Here is a 24260-nt window from a genome sequence, read left to right as displayed (position 1 = left end):
ACAGCGAATCATACGAACAATTGCATCGCCTGCCGCCCGACGGCGATGCCCATCGATCCACGGACCATGGCAGAAACCGACTACGCAATGCCCAGCGAATCCGGCCGGACGAGCCGTATCGCCGCGCAACTGCGCCGGCTCCTGCTGCCGCACCTGATCTTTTATTCTGGGCTGCTGATCGGTCTGCTCCTGTTGCTGCTGTGCGGCATCGTGCTGTACGAAGCCCGCATCGACGCGCGCGACCGTGCGCGCACCACACAGCAGAACATCGCGCTGATGGCGTCATGGGACATCGAGCGCAACATCGAGTTCTATGCGCTGTCACTGCAGGCCGTCGTCGACGGCGCGAACGATCCGGCCGTCACCGCGCTGCCGATGGCGCTGCGTCGCCAGGTGCTGTTCGATCGCGCGACGTCGGCCAGGTATCTCGGCGGCATCTACGTGCTCGGCCCGAACGGCGACATCACGGTCGACGGCAAGAGCGACGTGCCGCGCAAGGCCAATTTCGGCAACGAACCCTATTTCACCGTGCACCGCGACCATCCGGACGTCGGCCTGTACGTCAGCGATCCGTACCGTTCGCGGCTGCGCGGCGGCTCGCCGAGCGTCGCGCTGAGCCGGCGGATCACGCGGCCCGACGGTTCGTTCGGCGGCGTCGCGGTGATGTCGATCCGCCTCGAATACTTCCAGAACCTGTTCTCGCGCCTCTCGCTCGGCGATCGCGGATCGATGGCGCTGATCAACACGAAAGGCCTGATGCTCGCGCGCCAACCGTACGATCCGGCGATCGTCGGGCGCAACATCAGCAAGGCCAGCACGTTCCGGCATTTCATGACCGCGAACGAAGGCAGCTTCGCCGATACCGCGTCGATCGACGGCGTGCGGCGCCTGTACGTGTTCCGGCACCTCGAGAACCTGCCGCTGATCATCATGGTCGCGCGCTCGGAAGCGGATACCTATGCCGCGTGGTACGACCGCGCGATCCCGATCGGCTCGGCGATGGCCGTGCTCGCGCTCGGCTTCGTCGCGCTGTCGCTGCTGCTCGACGTGCAACTGCGCAAGCGACACCGCGCGGAAACCGAGCTGCAGGCGCTGGCGCGCACCGACGGCCTGACCGGCCTCGACAACCGCCGGATGCTCGACGTGACGCTCGCGCGCGAATGGCGGCGCGCGGCGCGCTCGCAGCACGCGCTGTCGCTGCTGTTCGTCGACGTCGATCACTTCAAGCGCTACAACGACACGCAGGGCCACCAGGCCGGCGACGATGCGCTCGCCGCGGTCGGCCGCTGCATCGCCGGTTGCCTGCGTCGTCCGGCCGACTATGCGGCCCGCTACGGCGGCGAGGAGTTCGTCGTCGTGCTGCCCGACGTCGACACGGACGGCGCCGTGACGATCGCCGAAGCGATCCGCTCCGGCATTCTCGATCTCGGCATCCGGCACGACGCCGGCGCGTCCGGCCGCCTGACCGCGAGCATCGGCGTGACCACCTGCTATCCGGAACGCGACGACAGCATCCAGGCCGCGCTGAAGCTCGCCGACGACGCGCTGTACCGCGCGAAGGAAAGCGGGCGCAACCAGATCGCCGTGCTGACGGTCCCGTTCGCCGATCGCACGCCGCGGCGCGCGTGAGCCGATGCGGGCGCCGGCAGGCCGTCCGGCTGCCGCACCGCCACACCGACGTCGTCCGCAGGCAAAATCGCCGACAATGTCGGCTCGCCGCGCCGGCGCGCGCCCGCTTCGCACCACCATGAGACTCAAGGCAAAGATCTTCCTGCTGGCCATCGTGCCGTTCCTGCTCGCGATCGCCGGCATCGGCTTCGGCGTGCGCCAGCAGGCGACGTCGCTCGCGCGCACGCAGCACGCGACGATCCAGGCCGCGTATCTGTCGAGCAAGGAAGTCGAGCTCAAGCACTACGTCGAGCTCGCGACCAGCGCGATCATGCCGCTGTACGACGCGAGCGGCCGCAATGCGCGCGACGAGGGCATGCTGCGCACGCAGGCGCTCGCGATGCTGCAGAAGATGGACTTCGGCCCCGACGGCTATTTCTTCGTGTACGACCTGCACGGCAATGCGCTGATGCATCCGCGCGAGCCCGAGCGCGTCGGCCACAACTTCTGGTCGATGCGCGATCCGCAGGGCGCGCTGACGATCCAGCAGCTGATCGGCGCCGCGACGCACGGCGGCGGCTACGTGCGCTATACGTGGCAGCGTCCGTCGACGGGCAAGGCCGCGCCGAAGCTCGGCTACGTCGTCGCGCTCGAGCGCTGGGGCTGGATGGTCGGCACCGGCATCTATCTCGACGACGTCGACAACGCATTGCAGCGCATCGACGCGCGCGCGTCCGCGAACATCGAGCGCACGATGAGCTGGCTCACCGCGATCGCGCTGACCGGAGCGGCCGTGATCGCCGTCTGCGCACTGGTGCTGAACGTCAGCGAGTCGCGCAGCGCGGACGCGAAGCTCAAGCAGCTCGCCCAGCGCGTCGTCGAATCGCAGGAGCAGGAGCGCGAGCGGCTGTCGCGCGAACTGCACGACGGGATCAGCCAGATGATGGTGTCCGCGAAGCTGATGCTCGAATCCGCGCTCGCGCGTTTCGAGCGCGGCACCGCGCGCATGCCCGAAGCCGAGCAGGCCCTCGCGTCGGGTGTCGGGCGCCTCGGCGACACGCTGCGCGAGGTGCGGCGCATCTCGCATGCGCTGCGCCCGGCAATGCTCGACGACCTTGGCCTCGCGGCCGCGCTCGAACAGCTCGTGCGCGAGCTCGGTGCGGAAAGCGGCATCGACATCGGCTATACGCAGGTCGCGCACAGCGGCGCGCGGCCGTTGCCGGCGCCGGTCAACACCGCGCTGTTCCGGATCGCGCAGGAAGCGCTCAGCAACATCGTGCATCATGCGCGTGCGTCGCGCGCGGCCGTCACGCTCGACGTCGGCGCACATTCCGTCACGCTGACCATCGCCGACAACGGCTGCGGCTTCGATGCCGAGCGTACGCAGACCGATGCGCGCCGCGGGATCGGGCTGCGCAACATGCGCGAGCGCCTCGATGCGCTCGGCGGCGCGCTGACGATCACGTCGCAGGTCGGCCACACCGTCGTGGCCGCGCGCGTGCCGCTGCGCGGCGCCGCCTGACGACGCGCCACCCTGACCGGAGACCTTTGCCCATGAGCGCCCCCGACACCGCCCGGCCTGCTGCCCGACTGCTGCTCGTCGACGATCACCCGCTGGTGCGCGACGGCTTGCGGATGCGGCTCGAGGCGGCCGACCTGTCCGTGGTCGGCGAAGCCGGCAACGCGGACGAGGCGCTCGCGCTCGCCGCGTCGCTCGAGCCCGATCTCGCGCTGATGGACGTCGGCATGAACGGGATGAACGGCATCACGCTCGCCGGCGTGTTCCATGAACGCTTTCCGGCGATTCGCGTGCTGATGCTGTCGATGCACGACAACATCGAATACGTGACGCAGGCCGTGCGCGCGGGTGCGAGCGGTTATCTGCTGAAGGATTCCCCGGCGAGCGAGATCGTGCGCGCGATCGGCGCGGTGCTGGCTGGTCAGACGTTCTTCAGCGAAGGGCTCGCCGCGCGAATGATCCAGGCGAGCGCGATGGCGTCGCCGCTCGACCGTTTGACGCCGCGCGAGCGCGACATCCTCGATGCGCTGGCCGAGGGGCTGTCGAGCAAGCAGATCGCGCAGCAGACGGGGCTGTCGGTGCGCACGGTGGAAACGCATCGGCTCAACCTGAAGCGCAAGCTCGACATCGAAGGGCAGGCCGAGCTGATCAAGTTCGCGGTCGAGCATCGGCGGCGGTAGGGCGGCAACCGGGTGCCCGCCTCACGCGCAATTCGTCTTCCAATTTCATACTTGTCCAATCGACCTCACCGCGAGGGCAATGGAATCCTTTCGCTTGCCGGACCGAGCACCGTGCTCGTGATTCGCATGACGTGCGCGTGAACGCGTCACGCGGCCGCCGGCATCACCGGAGACAACGGTGACCTGACCGAGGAGCGAAGTCATGATGCGCCGCATCGCCGTCGTCGGCGACAAGCTGGAAACCGGGGGACACATCCTTCCCTATGCAGGGCCGATATTCACGTTCGGAGACGCCGGCCGCCAGGTTGCGCTGATCGGTGGCCTCGCTTTCTGCGAAGCATGTGAAAGCACCGGCCGAATCACCAAGACCGGCGGACCGAAGCGCATCGAATTCATGGGCGAGACGGCGGCCGACGGCGACATCGTTGAATGTCGATGCGCGAAACCGCCACGCATCGTCGCGCTCCTCTCCGGCAACTCATGGTGCGACGACGAAGCCGAAACGGCGGGCGCCATTGCCTCCGGAAAGAATCGGGAAGGCGATGTCCCGACCGTGATCACAGGGATCTACGACGAATGCGTTCGCGCCGTCGGAAGCGGCGCCTCTCCCGACTATCCGTACATCATCGAAACCTCGGACGGCCGCGTCCTCTCGGGCCGGCTTGACACCACCGGATGCCTGCCGCGCATCCATACAAGCGACAAGGACGAATACACGGTCTATTGGGGCGACGAAGCGCTCGCGAGATCGAACGGAGACGCCTAATGCCGAATGGAAAAACAGTCGTGAGGACCACCGCCGCGCGGAACTCGTACAAGGAAGTCGAGCTGAAGTCGGTGACGTTTTCCGAGCTGTGGAACAACTACGCGCACGGCAACCCGTTCGACGATCCGAACGGACAGTACAAGAACCAGTGTGCGATCCGGATGAGCGTGACACTCCATAAGATCGGCATCGCCATGAAGTCGTTTTCGCAGACGCGCATTCGGCCAATGCCAGGCAAACCGACGCTAGGCCGTCTTTTGCTCGACGGCAAGCCGACCGCCACACGTGCATACGAGTTCGCCGAGTGGTTGAAGCTGCGGCCGATCGCGGGCGTTCTGGCTCCCGAGAACATTACGGGACCGGATTGGGCGAGCAAGGTATCCGGCCGGACCGGAATCATATTCTTCGACGGCTATTGGCTGCAGGACGGCGATTCATCAGGCGACATGAGCGGCGGTCACGTCGACCTGTGGAACGGAAGCAAACTTACCGGCTTCGGATCGGGCGTACGGATTTCATGGAATATAGTCATACCGGGCATCTGGTCGGACTTCCGGAATTCGAAAACCATCTTGTTCTTTCCCGTCAAATGAAACTCGCGACTGCAATAGCAGCTGCATTCGTCGGCGCGGTGCTGGCGACGATAATCTGCTGGGGGGCGCTCACCGTTTACGGCGTATTCGTCCTGCGCGGCGAGGGAAGCCTTTTCGATACGAACCCCGAGATCGCGAATCTGTTTTTCGTCGGCTGGGGCGGGCTGATTGCCATTCTCGCGACGGCCGGCGCGACCGTCGTGATTCGCAGGAAATCCGCTAACCGCCCGACGGACAACTCAAAATGAGGCGTGTCGGATTTTCGCTCGTGTACTGGATCGCTGGCCTGATCACGACTTGGCTTGCATGCTGGATCGGAAGCCGAATCGATTGGGGCATTCATATCGGCTTGCGACTGCCTTGGGGCGGGGATGGTTGCTCTGAGATCGATCTTTGCTCACCGCCGTGGCCACTTGCCGCTCTGCTAATCGTATTTCTGCTCGGGCCATCACTTGGGTTTGCGTTCGCGGGATGGCGTATCGGACGCCGACGCGCAACACCGCAAACGGTACTCTGCACGCTGGCCAAGTTGGCTATGCCAACAATGCTGTTTTTTCTTGCTTCGTATGTGATGCGCTGAGTCACCATCGCGCGGTCGCGGGTGCCCTCTACCTGCGAACAAAAAAGAGCGCCCGAGGGCGCTCTTTATGCACGCTGAACAACAGACTTCCCGACGCTCAATTCGTCCGCGAATTGTGCTTCTGCAGATACGAGATCAGCCCGTCGATGCCGCCCGACGCGAGCTGGCTCTTGAACTGGCCCTGGTAGACCTGGATCAGCCACGCGCCTGACATGTCGATATCGTAGATTTTCCAGTCGCTGCCGACCTTGCCGAGCCGATAGCCGACCGACTGGCTGTCGCCCGGCGTCGTGACCGTCGACTGCACCAGCGCATCGGCGCCCGACGCACCGCCGGCCTTGAACGAGAACTTCGCGTCCTGGCTGCCGAGCTGCGCGAGCGACGCGGCATAGGTACGCGTCATCAGCAGCTTGAACTGCTTGTACAGCTCCTGCTGCTGTTGCGGCGTCGCCTGCTTCCAGGCATCGCCGACCGCGATGCGCGTCGTGCGCTCGAAGTTCGTTGCGGGCAGGAAGCGCTGCTCGACGACTTGCGTGACTTTTGCCATGTCGCCGCCGCGCGCACCCGGATCGGCCTTCATCGCGGTCACGGTGCCTTCGACCGCATTGCGCACGATGTCGACCGGCGCGCTCTGCGCGAAAGCGGAAACCGACACGGCGGCCGCCGCGACGAAAGCAAACAGATGACGTTTCATACGGATATCGCACTCGATGAGAAAAAACGGCCGGCGCATTGCATCGATCGCATCGGCCGGTGGGTCGAAGTATAGCGGCCCGGACGCCCGCCTGCCGCGCGGTGACCGACTGTTACCTTTGAGCCCCTTTTGTCACAGGGCCCGCTGCAGAGCGATTCCGATCGATTATGTAAATATCCGCTTACAAGTCGCGGGCCCGTCCGCACCCCATTCTGTGCGGCGGAGCAAATATCCTTCCCGCCCCATATCGTTCCAACGTCGCGACCGCCGCCACGTTGCGCCGGTATACTCGTTCCCTTGTCCTTGCCAGCCCCTTCCCACCGCCACATGGTGACATCTCTCATCGTCCGACTCGTCGCATGGTCGGTACGCCGCCCCGTCTGGGTCGTCGTGCTGTCGCTCGTCATCGCCGCCCTCAGCGGCGTCTATGTCGCGCAGCACTTCAAGATCAACACGGACATCAGCAGGCTCGTCGACGCCGAGCCGCAATGGGCCGCGCTCAGCAAGGCCGTCGACAAGGCCTTCCCGCAACGCAACGGCACGATCCTCGCGGTCGTCGAGGCGCCCGCGCCCGAATTCGCGACGGCCGCCGCGCACGCGCTCACCGAAGCGCTGCAGAAGCAGACCGACGCCGGCCGCATCGGTCAGGTCGCCGAACCGGGCGGCGGCCCGTTCTTCGAGCACAACGGGCTGCTGTTCCTGTCGCCGCAGCAAGTGTCGGATACGACGGCCCAGCTCGCGAGCGCGCGTCCGCTCGTCAACGAACTCGCGAAGAACCCGAGCCTGACCGGTCTCGCGACCACGCTGTCCACCACGCTCGGCCAGCCGCTCCTGACCGGCCAGGTGAAGCTGCCCGCATTGGCGAAGCTGCTCGCACGCAGCGCCGCGACGGTCGACGACGTGCTGGCCGGCAAGCCGGCCGCGTTCTCGTGGCGCGGGCTGGTCGACAGCGATGCCGCGCGCCAGCCCGCACGCGCGTTCGTCACCGTGCAGCCGGTCGTGAACTACGGCGCGCTGAAGGCCGGCGCGGAAGCGACGCAGGTGATCCGCGATACCGCGCAGGCGCTCGGCCTCGAGCAGCGCTACGGTGCGATCGTGCGCCTGACCGGCGAACAGCCGCTCGCCGACGACGAATTCGCGTCCGTGGAAGACGGCGCCGCGCTCAACGGCGTGCTCACGCTGCTCGCCGTGCTCGTGATCCTGTGGCTCGCGCTGCGCTCGAAGCGGATGATCGGCTCGGTGCTCGTCACGCTGTTCGTCGGCCTCGTCGTCACCGCGGCGCTCGGCCTCGCGATGGTCGGTTCGCTGAACATGATCTCGGTCGCGTTCATGGTGCTGTTCGTCGGTCTCGGCGTCGACTTCTCGATCCAGTACGGCGTGAAGTACCGCGAGGAACGCTTCCGCGATCCGCGCATCGATCACGCGCTGATCGGCGCCGCCCATTCGATGGGCATGCCGCTCGCGCTCGCGACCGCCGCCGTCGCGGCCAGCTTCTTCTCGTTCATCCCGACGGCGTATCGCGGCGTGTCCGAGCTCGGCCTGATCGCGGGCGTCGGGATGTTCGTCGCGCTGCTGACCACGCTCACGCTGCTGCCCGCATTGCTGCGCCTGTTCGCGCCGCCGGGCGAATCGAAGACGCCGGGCTTTCCGTGGCTCGCGCCGGTCGACGACTTCCTCGATCGCCACCGCAAGCCGATCCTGATCGGCACGCTCGCGGTCGTGATCGGCGCGCTGCCGCTGCTCATGTTCCTGCGCTTCGACTTCAATCCGCTGCACCTGAAGGATCCGCACAGCGAATCGATGGCGACGCTGCTCGCGCTGAAGGATTCGCCGGAAGCTGCCGTCAACGACGTCACGCTGCTCGCGCCGTCGCTCGCCGACGCCGACGCGGCCGCGAAGCGCCTCGACGCGCTGCCGGAAGTCGGCCGCACGACGACGCTCACGACCTTCGTCCCCGCCGACCAGCCGGCCAAGCGCGCGGCGATCGCCGCGGCCGCGAGCGAGCTGCTGCCCGCGCTGACGCAGCCGGCCGCGCCGGCCGCGACCGACGCGCAACGCGTCGCCGCACTCAAGCGCGTGTCGGACCTGCTGAGCTACGCGGCGGAAGATCACCCGGGCGCGGGCGCGGCCGCCGCGCAGCATCTGTCGGCATCGCTCGCGAAGCTCGCCGCCGCCGACAGCGCGACGCGCGACCGTGCAGAACGCGCGTTCTCCGACACGCTGCGCATCGCGCTCAACCAGCTCGCGACGCTGCTGCAGCCGCAGGACGTCACGCGCGAATCGCTGCCGCCGCAAATCGTGCGCGACTGGATCGCACCGGACGGCCACGCGCTCGTGCAGATTTCGCCGAAGGTGCCGAAGGGCGTCGACCCGGGCGACGACACGATGCTGCGCCGCTTCGCAAAGGCCGTGAAAGCCGCGGAGCCGGGTGCGACCGGCGGCCCGATCTCGATCCTGCATTCGGCCGATACGATCATCAACGCATTCCTGCACGCGGCGCTGTGGTCGATCATCTCGATCACGATCCTGCTGTGGATCACGCTGCGCCGCTTCGGCGACGTGCTGCGCACGCTGGTGCCGCTGCTCGTGTCGGGGCTCGTCACGCTCGAGATGTGCGTCGTGCTCGGCATGTCGCTGAACTTCGCGAACATCATCGCGCTGCCGCTGATGCTCGGCGTCGGCGTCGCGTTCAAGGTGTACTTCGTGATGGCGTGGCGCGCCGGGCAGACCGGCCTGCTGCATTCGAGCCTCACGCACGCGGTGCTGTTCAGCGCCGCGACGACGGCAACCGCCTTCGGCAGCCTGTGGCTGTCGCATCATCCGGGCACGTCGAGCATGGGCAAGCTGCTCGCGCTCGCGTTGACCTGCACCCTGATCGGCGCCGTGGTGTTTCAGCCCGTCCTGATGGGCAAACCGCGCGTCGGACGCGCCAAGAACCAATCGCAAGGAAACAATGAATAAGGTGCGAATCATTGCGGCGACCGTCGCTGCCAGCGCAGTGCTGAGCGGCTGTGCGACGGGCCCGAACCGCAACCCCAACGACCCGCTCGAGCCGATGAACCGGGCGATGTACAAGTTCAACGACACGGTCGACACGAACATCGCCCAGCCGATCGCGAAGGGTTACCAGAAGGTCACGCCCACGCCCGTGCGTACCGCGATCAGCAACTTCTTCTCGAACCTCGGCGATCTCGGCAACATGGCGAACAACCTGTTGCAGCTGCGCATCACCGATGCGACGCAGGATCTGATGCGCGTGACGATGAACTCGCTGTTCGGCGTCGCCGGCCTGATCGACATCGCGACGCCGGCCGGCCTGCCGAAGCATCACCAGGATTTCGGGCTGACGATGGCACGCTGGGGCATGCCGTCCGGCCCGTACCTCGTGCTGCCGGTGTTCGGGCCGAGCACGATCCGCGACGGCGTCGGCCGCGCGGTGGACGTCCGCTTCAACCTGCTCAACTACATCGAGCCGGCCGTGCGCAATCCGATGTACATCGCGCAGTTCATCAGCGCGCGTTCGGACCTGCTCGGCGCGACCGATCTGCTGAAGCAGGCGGCGCTCGATCCGTATTCGTTCGTGCGCGATGCGTACCTTCAGCAGCGCAAGTCGCTGACGTATCACGGCCAGTCGGCATCGGCCGCGCCGCCGAACTACGCCGAACCGGGCGAAGCGGGCGCGGTGCCGGGCGCGGTACCCGCCATGCCGGGCGGCTTGCCGAACTACGAGGATCCGGGCGACGGTGCCGCGCCGAGCAACGCGCCGGCCGCACCGGGCTTGCCGCAGTATGACGATCCGGGTGCGGACAGCGCGACGCCCGCGAGCGCGCCTGCTGCGGCTCCGGCGGCTGCATCGGCGCCTGCACCGGCAGCGGCGTCGGGAGCGACCACCGCGCCGGCCGCCAACGGCGCGCCGATCGCGCCGGCGATGCCGACAATGCCCGCGAGCACGCCGGCCGCGCAGTAACGCGGTACGGAATCCGCCGGCGAGCCAAAGAGCGCTGCATCATGCAGCGCTCTTTTTTTGCGCGTACGGAAAAGGAAAAGAGGAAGGGAGAGGGGAGAAACGAAACGCGGCGAACGCCGCTCAGACGATCCGCATCGCGCCCGCACGCTCGAACGCGTGCCGCGCCTGGATCAGCGTCGTGCGCGCCGCACGCGCATCGCCTGCCACCTGCAGCAGCGGGCCGAGCTGCGACGGCTGCTTCAGCAGTTCGCGCAGGATCGGCAGGATGGCCGTGCTGCCGTCGTCGCGCAGGCCGGCCGTCGCCGCACGCGGCAGCGTGCGCCACGCCGGGTCGACGATTGCGCGGCACACCGCAAACGGCACGCCGCGCGACGCGGCGAAGGCCGCGGCGATATGCGATTCCATGTCGACGGCGAGCGCGCCCTTCGCGCGATGCAGCGACGCCTTGTCCTGCTCGCTGACCACCGGCGCGCCGACCGCCGCCATCGTGCCGCGCGTGACGCGCGCCCATACCGGCGTGTCGTGCAGCGCGGCGACGAGCCGGGCACTCCAGCCCGGATCGGTCTGCACACGGCCGAACGGCCCGTCGATCGCATCCGCGATCACGAGCGCGCCGGGCGCGAGATCGGGCGCGAGCCCGCCCGCCGTGCCGAAGCTCACGATGCCCGCGCAACCGCGCGCGGTCGCTTCGGCCAGCGCGCGCTCGAGCCGGTCGGCCCGCGCGGCGAACACGGCCTCGACGCCGTGACCGCGCGCGATGCGCGCCTCGAACGCCATCCCCGTGACGGCGATGACGGGCAACGTGCCGTTGTGCTGCGTCGATGCCACGCGTTACATCCCGACCGTCACGCGCGTTGCATTGGCGCGCTTCAGGTTGCGATAGCGGGCGAGCGCCCACAGCGGGAAGAACTTGCGATAGCCGTGATAGCGCAGATAGAACACGCGCGGGAAGCCGGTCGCCGTGAAGCGCGTCTCGTCCCACAGGCCTTCTTCGTTCTGCTGCGCGATCAGGTAGTCGATACCGCGCGCAACGGCCGGGTTGTTCACCTCGCCGGCCGCCATCAGGCCAAGCAGCGCCCAGGCGGTCTGCGACGCGGTGCTCGGCGCCTGCTCGAAGCCGCGGTAGTTCAGCTTGTAGCTGTCGCCGTCCTCGCCCCAGCCGCCGTCCTTGTTCTGGATCGACAGCAGCCACTGCGCGCCGCGCTTCATGCGCGGATCGTCCGGCGTCAGCCCGGCCGCGTTCAGCGAGCACAGCGCGGTCCACGTGCCGTACACGTAGTTCATCCCCCAGCGGCCGTACCAGCTGCCGTCCGGCTCCTGCTCCTTCAGCATGTAGTCGAGCGCACGGCGGGCGGGCTCGCTGTTCAGCGGCGTCTCGCCGAGCTGCGACAGCATCGACAGGCAGCGGCCCGACACGTCGGAAGTCGGCGGATCGAGCAGCGCACCGTGATCGGAGAACGGGATGTTGTTCAGGTAGTACTGCGTGTTTTCCGGTTCGAACGCGCCCCAGCCGCCGTCGCTGCTCTGCATGCCGACGACCCATTCGCGTGCGCGCGCCATCGATTCGCGATACGTGTCCGATTGCTTGAGCTTCTGCGCGCGGTCCATCGCCATCACGACCACGGCCGTATCGTCGACGTCAGGGTAGTGCGCGTTCGCGTACTGGAACGCCCAGCCGCCGGGCCGCACGTGCGGGCGGCGCGAGATCCAGTCGCCGCGCACGTCGAGGATCTGCAGCGGGCGCAGCCAGTCGAGGCCGCGCAGCACGGCTTCTTCGGCACGCGCATCGCCGGTTTCGAGCAACGCATGCGCGACAAGCGACGTGTCCCATACCGGCGACAGGCACGGCTGGCAATACGCTTCGTCCTCATGCACGACCAGCAGCTTCTCGATCGACTTGCGCGCGATCGCGCGGTTCGGATGATCTTCCGCATAGCCGAGCACGTCGTACATCATCACCGCGTTGGCCATCGCCGGATAGATCGCGCCGAGGCCGTCCTCGCCGTTCAGGCGCTCGTCGACGAACGACACGGCCTGGCGGATCGCGCGTTCGCGCGTGTAGCTCGGGAACAGGCCATCGACCGCGCGCAGCGCATGATCGACCACGCGGAAGAACGCGAACCAGCCGGCGCTCTGGTGGCCCTGGCGCGGCAGCAGCCCGGCGTTGACGGGCGGGTCGATGAACAGTTCGTCGATCCGCACGCCGCGCGGGTTCTTCGCGAGCGGACGCTTTGCGTTCAGCACCAGCAGCGGCACGATCACGGTACGCGCCCAGTACGACACCTTCGACAGGTGGAACGGGAACCACTGCGGCAGCAGCATGATCTCGACCGGCATCATCGGCACCGCGCGCCACGGAATCGCACCGTACAGCGCGAGCTGGATGCGCGTGAACACGTTCGACATCTCGGCGCCGCCCATCGCGTGGATGGCCTTGCGCGCGCGCTGCATGTGCTCGGCGTTCTCGTCGTCGCCGATCACCTTCAGCGCGAAGTACGCCTTCACGCTCGCGCTGATGTTCGGCGCGCCGTCGGTGAACAGCGGCCAGCCGCCGTCGGCCTGCTGGATGCGGCGCAGATACTTGCCGATCTTCCGTTCGAGCTCGAGGTTCGGCGTCTCGCCGAGATAGTGGACGAGCAGCACGTATTCGGCGGGAATCGTCGAATCGGCCTCGAGTTCGTAGACCCAGTGTCCGTCCGCGTTCTGCGCGGCCAGCAGCGCATCGGTGGCGCTCGCGACGGCCGCGTCGAGCCCGGCCGGCACGGTGCCGGCGGACAGGGTGGCCATTTCGGTGAGATCGTTCATCGGTCCCTCTGTTGCTTACTGTGTCTGGAGCACGTCCGCGGCCAGCTGGCCGGAACGGATCGCGCCCTCGATCGTGGCGGGCAGGCCGGTGGCAATCCAGTCGCCTGCCAGCACGAGGTTGGTCCAGCGCGTACGCACGGCCGGACGTTTCATTTCCTGCGACGGCACCGCCGCAAAACCCGCGCGCGGCTCGACGACGAGCTGCCACGCGGGGATGGTTTCCGGGTTCGCGCCGGTCACGCGCGCGACGTCTGCCCAGATGCGCTGCGCGAGCACATTGTGCGGCAGGTCGAGCCAGCGGCCCGCGTCGCGGATCGTCGCGGCGAGCAGGCCGCTGCCGGTACGCACCGCGTCGACGACGCCGTTGACGACGGTCGTCTGCAGCGGGCTGCCGGCCGGAGCATCGGCCGTGAAATACGCGGTCACGACCGCGCCGAACGTGTCGGGCGCGGGGAGATCCGGGACGAGCGGCTGCGCGACCTCGGGCGGCACGGCCAGCACGACCGCATCGCCCGGCGCGAGATCGACGCGCTCGCCGCCGACGGTGATCGCATCGACCGCGTTGCCGTGCGCGCCGAATTCGAACGCATCGAGCCGCGAGTTCAACTGGATCTGCGCGCCGCCATGCTGCAGCATCCGCAGCGCCGGTTCGACGAAGGCGCTGCCGAGCCCGTGACGCGCGACGAGCGGGCGGCAGCCCGGGCCGCCCGCCGCAAACGTGCCGCACAGCGCCGCACGCGCGAGCTCGGCGCTCGCGTGGCGCGGCTCGACATTCAGCACGCCGAGGAAATACGGCCGCAGCCAACGATCCCATAGCACGCCGTCGCATCGCATCGTCTGTGCGAGTGAGCGGCCCGTGCGCGCGAACACGAGCGACGCCAGCGCGAGATAGTCGAGCGGCGTGGTGCCCGGCGCGCGCGACGCGGCGTCGAACAGCCACGACGGCCAGCGTCCGTTACCGAAGCGCAGCGTCCAGCGCTGCTGCGACGCGACGTCGACCACCGGACATTCCGATAGCGCGGGCCCGGCAAGCTGATCGGCCGCGCCGATCGTACGCAGGTAGCGCTGCGTCGCGGGCTGCCCCGCGAACACCTGATGCAGGCCGCTATCGAGCGTCGTGTTCAGCGTCCCGTCGAACCACGAGCGGCAGCGGCCGCCCGCATGCGCATGCGCGTCGTGCAGCACGATGCGCCGGCCGCGGCGTTGCAGCTCGACGGCAGCCGACAGGCCCGCGAGACCTGCACCGATCACGTGGACGGTTCTGGGCATCGGCTCAAAACAGCGCGTAGCGCGCGGCGATCATCAGCATGCGCGCCTTCGGCTTGCGCAGCGGCGCGCGCGGCGCGGCGAAACCGCGTGCGATCGCGGCTTCGAGAATGCAGCGATACGCACCCGACATGATGCGCGGCGCCTTCACCTGCGCACGCGTGCAGGTGTCCATCACGGCGTCCGCGTCGCGGAAGTGCGCGAGCGCGCGTTCGACGAGCGTCGCGCACACGCGCGGCAGCGCCGGATCGCGCACGATCGTCGCCGGATCGGTGATCGCGATGCCTTCGCGCGCGAGCAGCTCGCGCGGCAAATAGCAGCGGTTGATCGCTGCGTCGTCGTCGATGTCGCGCAGGATGTTCGTCAGCTGCAATGCGCGGCCGAGGTGGTGCGACAGCTTGATGCCTTCCGCTTCCGGGATCCCGAAAATCCTCACCGACAGACGGCCGGCCGCGCTCGCGACGCGATCGCAGAACAGGTCGAGCGTCGGTTCGTCGGGCGCGCAGATGTCTTCGGCGGCGTCCATCGCCATCCCGTCGATCATCGCGTGGAAGTCTTCGCGCTTCAGGTCGAACGCGCGGATCTCGCGCTCGAGCGCGACCAGATGGCGCGGCGGGTGGCCGGCAAAGCACGCGTCGATGTCCGCGCGCCAGCGATCGAGGCCCGCCTGGCGCTCGGCGCGCGGCAGGTCGCTGTCGGCGATGTCGTCGACCGCGCGGCAGAACGCGTAGACCTGGAACATCGCATCGCGCTGCACCGCCGGCAGGATGCGCATTGCCAGATAGAAAGAACTGCCCGATGTGACGGCAGCGGCGTCGGTTTCTTGTTCGTCCACGACGAGATTGGAAACGGCCAAGACGAGCTCCACGGAGACACCCACGCGGGGCGATTGAAGAAGCCATGCCCGGCTGGGTTGGTCAGGGCGTCAAATGCGTGCGAGATATGCGAACGATCGACGCAGACAGGCACAAATTACCGGCCGGAAGCCGGAATTGGGCGAAAGTATAGCAATCTTTGAAGTCCGATGGCGGACGCGCGGTGCGCCCGGCGGGCCGCCTGGGGCGTGGCGGGCGGGTGGGGGCGGCCCTGGCGGGGAACGGCGCCGCGCCGCCCGTCAGCCGTAGACGATGTCGCGCTGCAGATCGAGCGCGATGAGCCCCATTTCGCGGGTCAGCTGCAGCATCGAGCGGCGTTCGAGCCGCGAGCCCATGAAGCTCGTCACTCGCCCATCGGGCTCGGCCGTGAACTGGAACGACGGGCCGCCGGTGCCGAACCACGCGCCCGGCACGTCGGACGACTCGTGCCACGCGATCTCCTCGAACACGCGCGCGATGCCCGCGCGCACCACGTGGCTCGGGCCGATCGGCGGCGCGGTGTCGCCCAGATCGTCGAGCGAATAGGGGCCGGGTTTGTCCGGCCGCCGGTAGAAGAGGTAATCGACGTTCATGGGGCGCCATCGTGAGCAAAGCGTCAAATTAGCGCGGTTCGGCGCAAAATCAAATCAGATATGGACGAAATGTGGCCTGTACGAGACAAAAGGGCACCATCGCGACACTCGGTTCAAACGCAAGCACAGCCTGTCCGCGCGTTCAACCCAGGACACGCGCGGCTGCGTCCGCCCGGCTTCGTCTAAGATGAATATCCTTCTCGAAAAAACGGACACCATGGAGACGAACGTAACCGCCGCCCCGCCATCCGACCATCCCGTCTTCGTGCTGGTGCACGGCGCATGGCACGGGGCGTGGTGCTACGCGCACGTCGCGGCCGCGCTGGCTGCGCGCGGCTATCTGTCGATCGCGCGCGACCTGCCCGCGCACGGCATCAATGCCCGCTTTCCCGCATCCTATCTCGCCCGGCCGCTCGACAAGGACGCGTTCGGCGCCGAGCCATCGCCGGTCGCGAACACCACGCTCGACGATTACGCGACGCAGGTGATGCAGGCCGTCGACGACGCGTACGCGCTCGGCCGCGGCAAGGTCGTGCTCGTCGGACACAGCATGGGCGGCCTCGCGATCACGGCCGCGGCGGAACGCGCGCCGGAGAAGATCGCGAAGATCGTCTATCTCGCGGCGTTCATGCCCGCGTCGGGCGCGCCGGGCCTCGACTACGTGCGTGCGCCCGAGAACAAGGGCGACCTGCTGGCCCCGCTGATGCTCGCGAGCCCGCGCGTCGCCGGCGCACTGAGGATCGATCCGCGCAGCGGTGACGCCGCGTATCGCGAGCTCGCGAAGCGTGCGCTGTACGACGACGTGGCGCAGGCCGACTTCGAAGCGGTGACGAACCTGATGACCTGCGACGTGCCGGCCGCGCCGTTCGCGACCGCGATTCCGACGACCGCCGCGCGCTGGGGCGCGATCGACCGTCACTACATCAAGTGCCTCGCCGATCGCGTGATCCTGCCCGCGCTGCAGCAGCGCTTCATCGACGAAGCGGACGCGTTCACGCCCGGCAACCCGACCCACGTGCACCAGCTCGACAGCAGCCACTCGCCATTCATGTCGCAGCCGGCCGTGCTGGCCGGCGTGCTCGCGGATATCGCGAAAAGCTGAACGGTGTGCCCGGCGTGTGCATCGCACGCGCCGGGCCGTGACGAAGCAGTTGCGGTTACGCGTACGCGATCGACCGATCGCGCCCGAGCCGCTTCGCGCGATAGAGCGCGGTGTCCGCCTCGTTGACGAGTACGTCGCTCGCCGGTACGCCCGCCGTCGCGCATGCGCCGCCGACGCTCGCGGTCACCGGCACGCTGACGCCTTCCGCGTCGACCGGCGTGCTGCCGATCGCATCGCGCACCTTGTCGGCCACGAGCATTGCCTCGTCGAGATTCGTGCACGGCAGCAGCAGCGCGAATTCCTCGCCGCCGAAGCGGCCGAACGTATCCTGCGCACGCACGATCGACGCGACGCGGCGCGCCGTCTCGCGCAACACCGCATCGCCGACCGCATGCCCGTACCGGTCGTTGATCGTCTTGAAGTGGTCGAGATCGAACAGCAGCACCGACAGGTCGCCGCCGTAGCGCTGCCAGCGCGCGAACTCGTCGCCGAGCCGGGCTTCGAAGAAACGCCGGTTCGCGATGCCCGTGAGGCCGTCGCGGTTCGCGTGTTCGCGCAGCTTCGCGACCGCCTCCTCGCGCTCGCGCTGCATCACGCTCACGTGCGTGACATCCGAGATCGTCACGCACACGGCTTCGACTTCGCGGCCGCGCGTGAGCGGCATGAACGTGCAGTCCTGCTGCATGTAGTCGACGCCCCCTGTGATCGGCCGGTCGTGCTCGAAGCGGAACAGGTAGGGCCGCTGCTCCCACGAGCTGAACGCGAAGCTGCCGAGCTGGAACACGCTCTCGAGCTTGCGTTCGAGCCATGCGCGCGGCAGCTCCGGGAAGCAGTCGAACAGGTTGCGGCCGATCACGTCGTCGGCCGGGATGCCGCTGTGGTCCTGCATGAAGCGGTTCCACATCAACACGGTCATCGTGCGGTCGAGCACGAACAGGCCGAAGCCCACGCGCTCGATCACGAGGTCGCTCAGCGACGCGGCGGTGGCGGAGGGGGCGGCGGTAGTAATGGCATTCATAGCGCGGACAGCAACGCGTCGAGCGCGTCGCCCATCAACCGGATCGAATCCTCGGCCATCAGCATGACGAAATGTGCGCGGAACGCGTGGTCCTCGAGTCCGAAGTTCACTTCGAGCAGCAGCGCGACGTTCCACGCGAGCGCATTCGGCTCGAACACGTCGTCGAACGACACGTTCGCGCCGAGCAGCCCGGGCGGAAAGAACACCGGCTTGCGGCCGAGCTCGTCGAGGATCGACGCGACGCACGCGCTCATCAGCACGTTCGCGACATCGAACACGACTTCGTCCTGCGTCTCCATGCCGGCATATACGCCGTCGCCGAACGTGCGATCCATCAGCGACATCAGCCGCGCGACGCCCGCGCTGCGGCACAGCACGATGGCCTCGCCCTTGATGTCGGAACGGAAGCCCTGCCGCACGGCCGTGACGTTCTCGCGGATGCCCGTCATCTCGCGCAGCGCGTCGCCCGCATCGGCGGCCTTCACGACGCGCACGCGCGGGACCGACAGTTCGATGAAATGGCCGAGCAGCAGCGCGAGCCGTGCGGCGGCGCGGCCCATTGCGAGGTTGGCGATTTCCTGCAACGCATCGCGTTGCTCCGCCGTGAACACCGATTCAGGCATACAACCCATACTCCTTGAGAATGGGCAGCAACGCCTCCGACGTCACGGGCTTGGCTACGAATGCGATCGCGCCCAACTCGCGCACGCGTGCTTGCGCCTGCGGCTGAATATCGGCGGATACCACGATCACGAACGTGTTCAGATCTTCGTGGCGCAGTGTCTCGAGAACCTGATAGCCGTTCATGTCGGGCATCGTCAGGTCCAGAAACATCACGGAAGCTTTGCCGTCACGATAGAGCGCCAGGGCCTCGCGACCATTCGCCGCATATGCGACATCGACGTCCCAGTCTCCCGGCAGCGCCTTTGTCAGAAGCTTGCGAGCGAGCAAGGAGTCGTCGGCGATCACGATCGGCAAAGGCATGGCGGCGAAGCGGTATACGGAATGGTCTCTCTCGCGTTAACGACAGCGCGGCGCGCTTCTTGAGGGGCGCCTCGCAATCAAACGCGGCCACCGCCGTACGGCCGCGCGCGGGCGCCGCGGCATGACGCACGCGACACACCGCGCCGCAACTGCCGGCGGGCGCTTATATCTGTCATAGGGAAAGCAAGGCGCGATTCTCTGAGTAAACCGGAGGCGGTGCAACTCGCCATTTTCACCATTTCGAACAAAATCGATCGGATCATGCGGCATTCCGAAAACAGCCACGACCATTTTCGAGATAAGCACGCAAAATTTTTCTTTGTGTACGTTTGCGCTGCCGGATTCATAGCGTTTTCAATCTTTCACGTTACCCCTGTCGGAATCGTCAGGTAACCCACCGTGCCGAGGTACGGTAGGCGCGCGCAACTCGTTTATGATTGAACATCTCAGCCTGACCCGCTTTCTTCAATGACGTCCGAACGTCCCGCCGACTCCCGCCCCCCCGCCTCCTCGCCCGCCGACGACTGGCACGACGACGGCAGCTATGCGTCCGGCGCGCCCGAGCACGATTTCGCGGTGCGGCGCGTGACGCTGATCGTGCTGCTGGTCGCGGCGATCGTGCTGCCGTGCATCTATGTGTCGGTCATGGCGTACAACGACCTGAAGGCGCGCGAAGCAGCGGCGAGCGACGTGACGATGCGCACCGTGCGCGTCGCCGAGGAACATGCGCTCAAGGTGTTCGACCTGAGCGAGACGCTCGACGCGCGCATCGTCGACCTCGTGCAGGACATGGACGACGCCGCCGTGCGGCGCCAGGAGGCCGACATTCACGACGCGCTGAACACGATCGGCGGCGGCTATCCGCAGGTGGCGGCGGTGTCCATCTTCGGCGCGAGCGGGATGCTGCTCGCGAACAGCCTCTACTATCCGGCGCCGTATGCGTCGATCGCGAACCGCGACGACTTCGCCGGCATTCGCGACGGCAAGGTCATCGAACACATCTCGCGGCTGATGATGGGGCCGCTCAAGCTCGAGAACATCCCCGTGTTCAACACGGGCGTCGCGCGACGTCATAGCGACGGTTCGTTCGCCGGAATGGTGTCGATCGCGCTGAAGTCGTCGTACTTCAATGCGTTTTATCGCGACCTGCTCGGCGGCGTGTCCACGCCGATGACGATGGCGCTCGCGCGCTCCGACGGCGCGGTGATCGCGTCGTATCCGCCGCCGCCGTCGCTCTCGCACACCGATCGCACGGCGGCCACCTTCGGCAACGCGCGCACCGATCCGCGTGCGGGGGTCGTGCACGTGCATCACGAGGGTGGCAGCAGCGAGATCGTTGCGTACCGCCAGGTCGGCAGCTATCCGGTGTACGTGACCTGCTCGTACCGCACGTCGGCGATCTGGCGCGCGTGGGTCGAACACCTGAGCGTGCTGTTCATCTCGATGTTCGCGCCGTCGGTCGTACTGTGGTGGGTGATCTGGCTGTCGCTGAAACGGCTGAAGGCGGAAGAGGCGGCGTGGGACCGCTGGCAGGCCGAGGCGTCGATGCGGCGCTCGATCGAATCGGCATACCGGCAGTCGCGCAAGATGCAGGCGCTCGGCAACCTGGTCGGCAGCGTCGCGCACGACTTCAACAACCTGTTGATGATCATCTCGAGCAACGTGCAGATCGCGCGGCACCGCGGCGTCCAGCATCTCGACAAGGAACTCGGCGCGATCGAGCGCGCGCTGAAGAACGGCCAGTCGCTCACGCGCCAGTTGCTCGGCGTCGCGCGCAAGCAGCCGCTGCACAACGAGACGATCGACATCGGCCAGTGGCTCGGCACGTGCCGCGAACTGCTGAAGACGTCGCTCAGCTCGAAGTCATCGTTGGTCGTCGCGATCGAGCCGGGCGTGTGGCCGATCCGGGTCGACGTCGCGGAGCTCGAACTCGCGGTGATCAATCTCGCGGTGAACGCGCGCGATGCGATGGCGATCGGCGGCCGCTTCACGGTCAGCGCGCGCAACGTGACGCTGCGCCGCGAGGACGGCTTTCCGCTCACCGGCGACTTCGTGCAGATCTCGCTCGACGATACGGGCTCGGGCATGGCGCCCGACGTGCTCGCGCGTGCGTTCGAGCCGCTCTTCACGACGAAGCCGCAGGGGATGGGCACGGGGCTCGGGCTGCCGCAGGTGTTCGCGTTCTGCGAGCGTTCGGGCGGCCTCGCGACGATCGACAGCGCGGTCGGTGCAGGCACGTCGGTGCGCCTCTACCTGCCGCGCGCACGCGTCGAGGACATCGTCGCGCGGCCGCAACCCTCTGCGCATGGCACGGGCGCGCTCGCGGGCCTGCATGTGCTGCTGGTCGAAGACAACAGCGAAGTCGCGGCCGGCACCGAAGCGCTGCTCACGCTCCTCGGGCACCGCGTCACCTATGTGCCCACCGCCGACGACGCATTGCGCGTGATCGAGGGCGCGGCCGCCAACGACGGGTTCGACCTGGTGATCTCGGATATTCACATGCCGGGCCGCCTGAACGGCATCGACCTCGCCGAAGCGATCGACAAGCGCCCGGGGAAGCTGCCCGTGATCCTGGTCACGGGTTATGCGGAGGAGCTCGACCGCACGCGTACCGTCAACGTGCGCGTGCTGTCGAAGCCGTTCGACATCGCGCTGCTCGACGAGATCCTGCTCGGGATCCGCGAAGCGCGCGACGCGCGGCACGCCGGCGCCTGACCCGCGGGTCACGTCGCGGGCCGGCGCCGACAGCGGAAAGCAGGAAGCGGACGGCGATCAGGCCGACTTCAGCACGCGCACCCAGTCGACGTAGCGGTCGACGAAGCCCTGCAGGAACTTGCGGGTGTCCTCGCTGACGATCTGCCCTTCGTCGTCGATGCGTGCCGGGTCATGCTTGATGAACATTTCCGGCTGGCCGAGCGTCTTCACGTCGAGATACGCGAGCACGTTGCGCAGGTGCTGCTGCGCGAGCGCGGTGCCGACCGCGCCCGGCGACGTGCCGAGCACAGCACCCGGCTTGCCGGACCACGAATTGTGTCCCCACGGACGCGAGCCCCAGTCGAGCGCGTTCTTCAGCACACCCGGGATCGAGCGGTTGTATTCGGGCGTGACGAACAGCAGCGCGTCGGCGGCTTCGATCGACTGCTTGAAGCGCTTCGCGACTTCCGGAAAATCCGCATCGTAGTCCTGGCTGTACAGCGGCAGTTCGCCGATCTCGACGAATTCGAACGAGAAATCGGCGGGCGCGAGCGAGACCACGGCGTGCGCGAGCGCGCGGTTCCAGGAACCGCGACGCAGGCTGCCGACGACGACTGCAACACGATAGGGCATGGCTTTCTCCTTCCGGTGGGTGAGGAATCCAATAAATTGCTTCGGGACAGGCGACAAAGGTCTGTTTATAGGCAGGCCAGCCCGCGAGCCGTCCCACGGGGCCGAACGGCCGACTTTCCACAAGGTTTTCCACAGAAATTGTGGATAACTTCATCGTTATGGTCTGATGTTACAAACTGCCCGCGGCCTGTTTTCGCTGTGTGCGATGCGGAGTTCCGGCAAGCATAGCGCAGCGTACCGGCCCGCTTCATGAATTCGTGACGGAACATGCGTTGCAGCGTTGCGGCGTCACGGCGCGCCCAGTAAGCTGCTCGCACACCGCGATGCCGAGCTGCGCCTGCCCGGCGGCGCGGCATGCGATCGCGATCGCGCGTTTTCGCTTTTCGCTTTTTCGCTTCACAAGGCCTCCGACCCAACATGCTGTCCGCGTACGACGATCCCGCCTATCTCGCGCAATTGCGACGCGATCTGCTGCGCTTTGCGCGCCTGCAACTCCGCGATGCCGACGCTGCCGAGGACGCCGTGCAGGAGGCGCTGACCAGCGCGTGGTCGCATGCGGGAGAGTTCGCCGGACGTTCCGCCCACAAGACCTGGGTGTTCGGCATCCTGCGCAACAAGCTGATCGACGTGCTGCGCGCGCGGCAGCGGACGGTGAACCTGTCCGCGTTCGATGCGGAGCTCGACGGTGAAGCTGTGCTCGATCGCGAACTGTTCAAGGACAACGGACACTGGGCCGCGCACACGAAGCCGCGGCCGTGGCCGCGCCCGGAAACGCTCTTGCAGCAACAGCAGTTCTGGACGCTGTTCCAGGTCTGCCTCGACCATCTGCCCGAACACATCGGGCGCGTGTTCATGATGCGCGAATTCCTCGATGTCGAAATCGCCGATATCTGCAGCGAACTGACGTTGACGACCAATCATTGCAGCGTGCTGCTGTATCGGGCGCGCACGCGCCTGCGCACCTGCCTCAGCGAAAAAGGACTGACGACCGAAGATGCTGCCGGGGAAATGTAAGGACGTGACGCGACTGTTGTCGGATGCGCTCGACCGGTCGTTGACGTTGCATGAGCGCATGCAGGTGCGCGTGCACCTGCCGGTTTGCAGCGGCTGCAGGGCGTATCGCGGACAGATCGCGTTGCTGCGGACCGCTGCGCATGCGGCGGCGGGGCGGGCGGCGGCGGAGGGGGACGAGTCGTCGTCGGGAGACGGGCAGCGGTGAGTGGGTGGGTGGTAGTGCTGTGCGGGGTTAGGCGTTGCGGGGGACGGGCAGCTGGTACGGGCAGCTGGTACGGGCAGCACGGGAGATCAGCGGTGGAGCGCAAATTCGGCGAATCGATCCGGCACGCTCGCGCCGGATCGAAGCAATAAGAAAAATACGCCGGACAACTGTTATTCGAACAATACCTGCACCGACTCGGGCGGCCGGCCGATCGCCGCCTTGCCTCGATACACGACGATCGGACGCTGCAGCAGAATCGGATGCGCGGCAATCGCCTCGTAGGCCTCCGCATCGGTCAGATTCGCACGGGCGAGATCCAGCGTCTTGTACGGCTCCTCGCCATCGCGGAGCATGTCGCGCACCGGGCGGCCGAGCTGGCGATGCAGCGCTTCCAGTTCCTCGACCGTCGGCGGCGTCTTCAGATATTCAACGATGTTCACCGGCGTGCCGGTGGTGTTCAGCGTTTCGACCAGTGCGAGCGTCTCGCGGGACTTCGAGCAGCGAGGGTTGTGGTAGATCGTGATCATCATTCGGACCTGAATGGGAAAGGCCCGTATTGTAGCCAGTCTGGGTGGCGGGGTTTCGGCCGGGTACTGGCGCGTGGGCGGGTGGGGAATTGCGGGCTGGGGATGGTGCGTGAGGTGCTGCGAAGGTATCGCCGCGCGGTGAGTGCGGTGAGTGCGGT

23 protein-coding genes are annotated in these 24260 nt (G+C 67.2%); 12 read left to right on the top strand and 11 right to left on the bottom strand.

The genetic code is table 11. The features are described from left to right. Positions 1 to 66: 66 nt before the first annotated feature. The 6 genes from C7H84_RS32985 (at position 67) to C7H84_RS32960 (ending at position 5414) form a co-directional block, all read left to right on the top strand. Entirely contained in the window at positions 67 to 1629 is a 1563-nt protein-coding gene (locus C7H84_RS32985; protein ID WP_121862732.1) for a sensor domain-containing diguanylate cyclase, read from the top strand. A 118-nt stretch (positions 1630 to 1747) separates the two neighbouring features. Continuing rightward, positions 1748 to 3130, top strand: a complete 1383-nt coding sequence (locus C7H84_RS32980) for a cache domain-containing protein (protein WP_121862757.1) — start codon at positions 1748 to 1750, stop codon at positions 3128 to 3130. Between the two features lie 32 nt (positions 3131 to 3162). After that, the gene (locus C7H84_RS32975) at positions 3163 to 3807 is read left to right on the top strand and encodes a response regulator transcription factor (RefSeq protein WP_121862731.1); all 645 of its coding nucleotides are present in this window, start codon (positions 3163 to 3165) and stop codon (positions 3805 to 3807) included. A 202-nt stretch (positions 3808 to 4009) separates the two neighbouring features. Then, the gene (locus C7H84_RS32970) at positions 4010 to 4573 is read left to right on the top strand and encodes a PAAR domain-containing protein (protein WP_121862730.1); all 564 of its coding nucleotides are present in this window, start codon (positions 4010 to 4012) and stop codon (positions 4571 to 4573) included. Then, positions 4573 to 5166, top strand: coding sequence for a type VI secretion system amidase effector protein Tae4 (locus C7H84_RS32965; protein WP_121862729.1), 594 nt, complete (start codon positions 4573 to 4575; stop codon positions 5164 to 5166). The genes C7H84_RS32970 and C7H84_RS32965 overlap by 1 nt, the downstream gene beginning before the upstream one ends. Beyond that, on the top strand, positions 5163 to 5414 hold the full coding sequence (locus C7H84_RS32960) for a hypothetical protein (RefSeq protein ID WP_121862728.1): 252 nt from the start codon (positions 5163 to 5165) through the stop codon (positions 5412 to 5414). Before C7H84_RS32965 ends, C7H84_RS32960 begins: the two co-directional genes overlap by 4 nt. A 429-nt stretch (positions 5415 to 5843) precedes the next feature. Here C7H84_RS32960 and C7H84_RS32955 read toward each other — a convergent pair whose 3' ends face one another. After that, entirely contained in the window at positions 5844 to 6440 is a 597-nt protein-coding gene (locus C7H84_RS32955; protein ID WP_121862756.1) for an ABC transporter substrate-binding protein, read from the bottom strand. 327 nt (positions 6441 to 6767) lie between these two features. Here C7H84_RS32955 and C7H84_RS32950 point away from each other — a divergent pair, with 327 nt between their 5' ends. Continuing rightward, the gene (locus C7H84_RS32950; RefSeq protein ID WP_121862727.1) at positions 6768 to 9401 is read left to right on the top strand and encodes an MMPL family transporter; all 2634 of its coding nucleotides are present in this window, start codon (positions 6768 to 6770) and stop codon (positions 9399 to 9401) included. Further along, a complete protein-coding gene (locus tag C7H84_RS32945) occupies positions 9394 to 10407 on the top strand; it encodes a VacJ family lipoprotein (protein WP_121862726.1) in 1014 nt (337 codons plus the stop codon). Before C7H84_RS32950 ends, C7H84_RS32945 begins: the two co-directional genes overlap by 8 nt. Before the next feature lie 120 nt (positions 10408 to 10527). Here C7H84_RS32945 and C7H84_RS32940 read toward each other — a convergent pair whose 3' ends face one another. The 5 genes from C7H84_RS32940 to C7H84_RS32915 form a co-directional block, all read right to left on the bottom strand. Beyond that, the gene (locus C7H84_RS32940) at positions 10528 to 11235 is read right to left on the bottom strand and encodes a phosphorylase (RefSeq protein ID WP_121862725.1); all 708 of its coding nucleotides are present in this window, start codon (positions 11233 to 11235) and stop codon (positions 10528 to 10530) included. 3 nt (positions 11236 to 11238) lie between these two features. Next, positions 11239 to 13212: a squalene--hopene cyclase gene (gene shc / locus C7H84_RS32935; RefSeq protein ID WP_121862724.1), complete on the bottom strand. Its 1974-nt coding sequence runs from the start codon at positions 13210 to 13212 to the stop codon at positions 11239 to 11241. 15 nt (positions 13213 to 13227) lie between these two features. Then, positions 13228 to 14481 (bottom strand): hydroxysqualene dehydroxylase HpnE, encoded by a 1254-nt coding sequence (gene hpnE, locus C7H84_RS32930; RefSeq protein ID WP_121862723.1) that lies wholly within the window; start codon positions 14479 to 14481, stop codon positions 13228 to 13230. Between the two features lie 4 nt (positions 14482 to 14485). Continuing rightward, on the bottom strand, positions 14486 to 15334 hold the full coding sequence (gene hpnD / locus C7H84_RS32925; RefSeq protein ID WP_121862722.1) for a presqualene diphosphate synthase HpnD: 849 nt from the start codon (positions 15332 to 15334) through the stop codon (positions 14486 to 14488). Between the two features lie 258 nt (positions 15335 to 15592). After that, a complete protein-coding gene (locus C7H84_RS32915; protein WP_121862721.1) occupies positions 15593 to 15925 on the bottom strand; it encodes a hypothetical protein in 333 nt (110 codons plus the stop codon). A gap of 217 nt (positions 15926 to 16142) precedes the next feature. Here C7H84_RS32915 and C7H84_RS32910 point away from each other — a divergent pair, with 217 nt between their 5' ends. Continuing rightward, positions 16143 to 17027: an alpha/beta fold hydrolase gene (locus C7H84_RS32910; RefSeq protein ID WP_121862720.1), complete on the top strand. Its 885-nt coding sequence runs from the start codon at positions 16143 to 16145 to the stop codon at positions 17025 to 17027. Positions 17028 to 17082: 55 nt separating this feature from the next. On the opposite strand, the gene C7H84_RS32905 is transcribed toward C7H84_RS32910, so the two are convergent. The 3 genes from C7H84_RS32905 to C7H84_RS32895 are packed head-to-tail and all read right to left on the bottom strand — an operon-like array spanning position 17083 to position 19029. After that, positions 17083 to 18045, bottom strand: a complete 963-nt coding sequence (locus tag C7H84_RS32905; RefSeq protein WP_121862719.1) for a diguanylate cyclase — start codon at positions 18043 to 18045, stop codon at positions 17083 to 17085. Continuing rightward, entirely contained in the window at positions 18042 to 18668 is a 627-nt protein-coding gene (locus C7H84_RS32900) for a chemotaxis protein CheC (RefSeq protein WP_121862718.1), read from the bottom strand. The genes C7H84_RS32905 and C7H84_RS32900 overlap by 4 nt, the downstream gene beginning before the upstream one ends. Beyond that, positions 18661 to 19029: a response regulator gene (locus C7H84_RS32895; protein ID WP_040138947.1), complete on the bottom strand. Its 369-nt coding sequence runs from the start codon at positions 19027 to 19029 to the stop codon at positions 18661 to 18663. The genes C7H84_RS32900 and C7H84_RS32895 overlap by 8 nt, the downstream gene beginning before the upstream one ends. Before the next feature lie 468 nt (positions 19030 to 19497). Between C7H84_RS32895 and C7H84_RS32885 the strand changes: the two genes are divergently transcribed. Then, positions 19498 to 21744, top strand: a complete 2247-nt coding sequence (locus C7H84_RS32885; RefSeq protein WP_121862716.1) for a hybrid sensor histidine kinase/response regulator — start codon at positions 19498 to 19500, stop codon at positions 21742 to 21744. A gap of 57 nt (positions 21745 to 21801) precedes the next feature. On the opposite strand, the gene C7H84_RS32880 is transcribed toward C7H84_RS32885, so the two are convergent. Further along, a complete protein-coding gene (locus C7H84_RS32880; RefSeq protein WP_121862715.1) occupies positions 21802 to 22356 on the bottom strand; it encodes an NAD(P)H-dependent oxidoreductase in 555 nt (184 codons plus the stop codon). A 417-nt stretch (positions 22357 to 22773) separates the two neighbouring features. On the opposite strand from C7H84_RS32880, the gene C7H84_RS32875 reads away from it, so the two are divergent. Next, positions 22774 to 23370 carry an RNA polymerase factor sigma-70 gene (locus tag C7H84_RS32875; protein ID WP_121862714.1) on the top strand — a complete coding sequence of 199 codons (597 nt, stop codon included), beginning with the start codon at positions 22774 to 22776 and terminating at the stop codon, positions 23368 to 23370. After that, entirely contained in the window at positions 23351 to 23575 is a 225-nt protein-coding gene (locus C7H84_RS32870; RefSeq protein ID WP_121862713.1) for a zf-HC2 domain-containing protein, read from the top strand. The genes C7H84_RS32875 and C7H84_RS32870 overlap by 20 nt, the downstream gene beginning before the upstream one ends. Positions 23576 to 23745: 170 nt before the next feature. Here C7H84_RS32870 and arsC read toward each other — a convergent pair whose 3' ends face one another. After that, the gene (gene arsC, locus C7H84_RS32865; RefSeq protein ID WP_121862755.1) at positions 23746 to 24102 is read right to left on the bottom strand and encodes an arsenate reductase (glutaredoxin); all 357 of its coding nucleotides are present in this window, start codon (positions 24100 to 24102) and stop codon (positions 23746 to 23748) included. Positions 24103 to 24260: the final 158 nt, after the last annotated feature.

The organism is Burkholderia sp. Nafp2/4-1b (genome assembly GCF_003635165.1).
GTDB lineage: Bacteria > Pseudomonadota > Gammaproteobacteria > Burkholderiales > Burkholderiaceae > Burkholderia.
This window is presented reverse-complemented; position numbering and strand designations above follow the sequence as displayed.

Excerpts from the sequence above, each read along its gene's own strand:
- C7H84_RS32985 (WP_121862732.1), top strand. The coding sequence starts at position 67 with ATGGCAGAAACCGACTACGCAATGCCCAGCGAATCCGGCCGGACGAGC.
- C7H84_RS32980 (WP_121862757.1), top strand. The coding sequence starts at position 1,748 with ATGAGACTCAAGGCAAAGATCTTCCTGCTGGCCATCGTGCCGTTCCTG.
- C7H84_RS32975 (WP_121862731.1), top strand. The coding sequence starts at position 3,163 with ATGAGCGCCCCCGACACCGCCCGGCCTGCTGCCCGACTGCTGCTCGTC.
- C7H84_RS32970 (WP_121862730.1), top strand. The coding sequence starts at position 4,010 with ATGATGCGCCGCATCGCCGTCGTCGGCGACAAGCTGGAAACCGGGGGA.
- C7H84_RS32965 (WP_121862729.1), top strand. The coding sequence starts at position 4,573 with ATGCCGAATGGAAAAACAGTCGTGAGGACCACCGCCGCGCGGAACTCG.
- C7H84_RS32960 (WP_121862728.1), top strand. The coding sequence starts at position 5,163 with ATGAAACTCGCGACTGCAATAGCAGCTGCATTCGTCGGCGCGGTGCTG.
- C7H84_RS32955 (WP_121862756.1), bottom strand. The coding sequence starts at position 6,440 with ATGAAACGTCATCTGTTTGCTTTCGTCGCGGCGGCCGCCGTGTCGGTT.
- C7H84_RS32950 (WP_121862727.1), top strand. The coding sequence starts at position 6,768 with ATGGTGACATCTCTCATCGTCCGACTCGTCGCATGGTCGGTACGCCGC.
- C7H84_RS32945 (WP_121862726.1), top strand. The coding sequence starts at position 9,394 with ATGAATAAGGTGCGAATCATTGCGGCGACCGTCGCTGCCAGCGCAGTG.
- shc (WP_121862724.1), bottom strand. The coding sequence starts at position 13,212 with ATGAACGATCTCACCGAAATGGCCACCCTGTCCGCCGGCACCGTGCCG.
- hpnE (WP_121862723.1), bottom strand. The coding sequence starts at position 14,481 with ATGCCCAGAACCGTCCACGTGATCGGTGCAGGTCTCGCGGGCCTGTCG.
- C7H84_RS32915 (WP_121862721.1), bottom strand. The coding sequence starts at position 15,925 with ATGAACGTCGATTACCTCTTCTACCGGCGGCCGGACAAACCCGGCCCC.
- C7H84_RS32910 (WP_121862720.1), top strand. The coding sequence starts at position 16,143 with ATGGAGACGAACGTAACCGCCGCCCCGCCATCCGACCATCCCGTCTTC.
- C7H84_RS32905 (WP_121862719.1), bottom strand. The coding sequence starts at position 18,045 with ATGAATGCCATTACTACCGCCGCCCCCTCCGCCACCGCCGCGTCGCTG.
- C7H84_RS32900 (WP_121862718.1), bottom strand. The coding sequence starts at position 18,668 with ATGCCTGAATCGGTGTTCACGGCGGAGCAACGCGATGCGTTGCAGGAA.
- C7H84_RS32895 (WP_040138947.1), bottom strand. The coding sequence starts at position 19,029 with ATGCCTTTGCCGATCGTGATCGCCGACGACTCCTTGCTCGCTCGCAAG.
- C7H84_RS32885 (WP_121862716.1), top strand. The coding sequence starts at position 19,498 with ATGACGTCCGAACGTCCCGCCGACTCCCGCCCCCCCGCCTCCTCGCCC.
- C7H84_RS32880 (WP_121862715.1), bottom strand. The coding sequence starts at position 22,356 with ATGCCCTATCGTGTTGCAGTCGTCGTCGGCAGCCTGCGTCGCGGTTCC.
- C7H84_RS32875 (WP_121862714.1), top strand. The coding sequence starts at position 22,774 with ATGCTGTCCGCGTACGACGATCCCGCCTATCTCGCGCAATTGCGACGC.
- C7H84_RS32870 (WP_121862713.1), top strand. The coding sequence starts at position 23,351 with ATGCTGCCGGGGAAATGTAAGGACGTGACGCGACTGTTGTCGGATGCG.
- arsC (WP_121862755.1), bottom strand. The coding sequence starts at position 24,102 with ATGATCACGATCTACCACAACCCTCGCTGCTCGAAGTCCCGCGAGACG.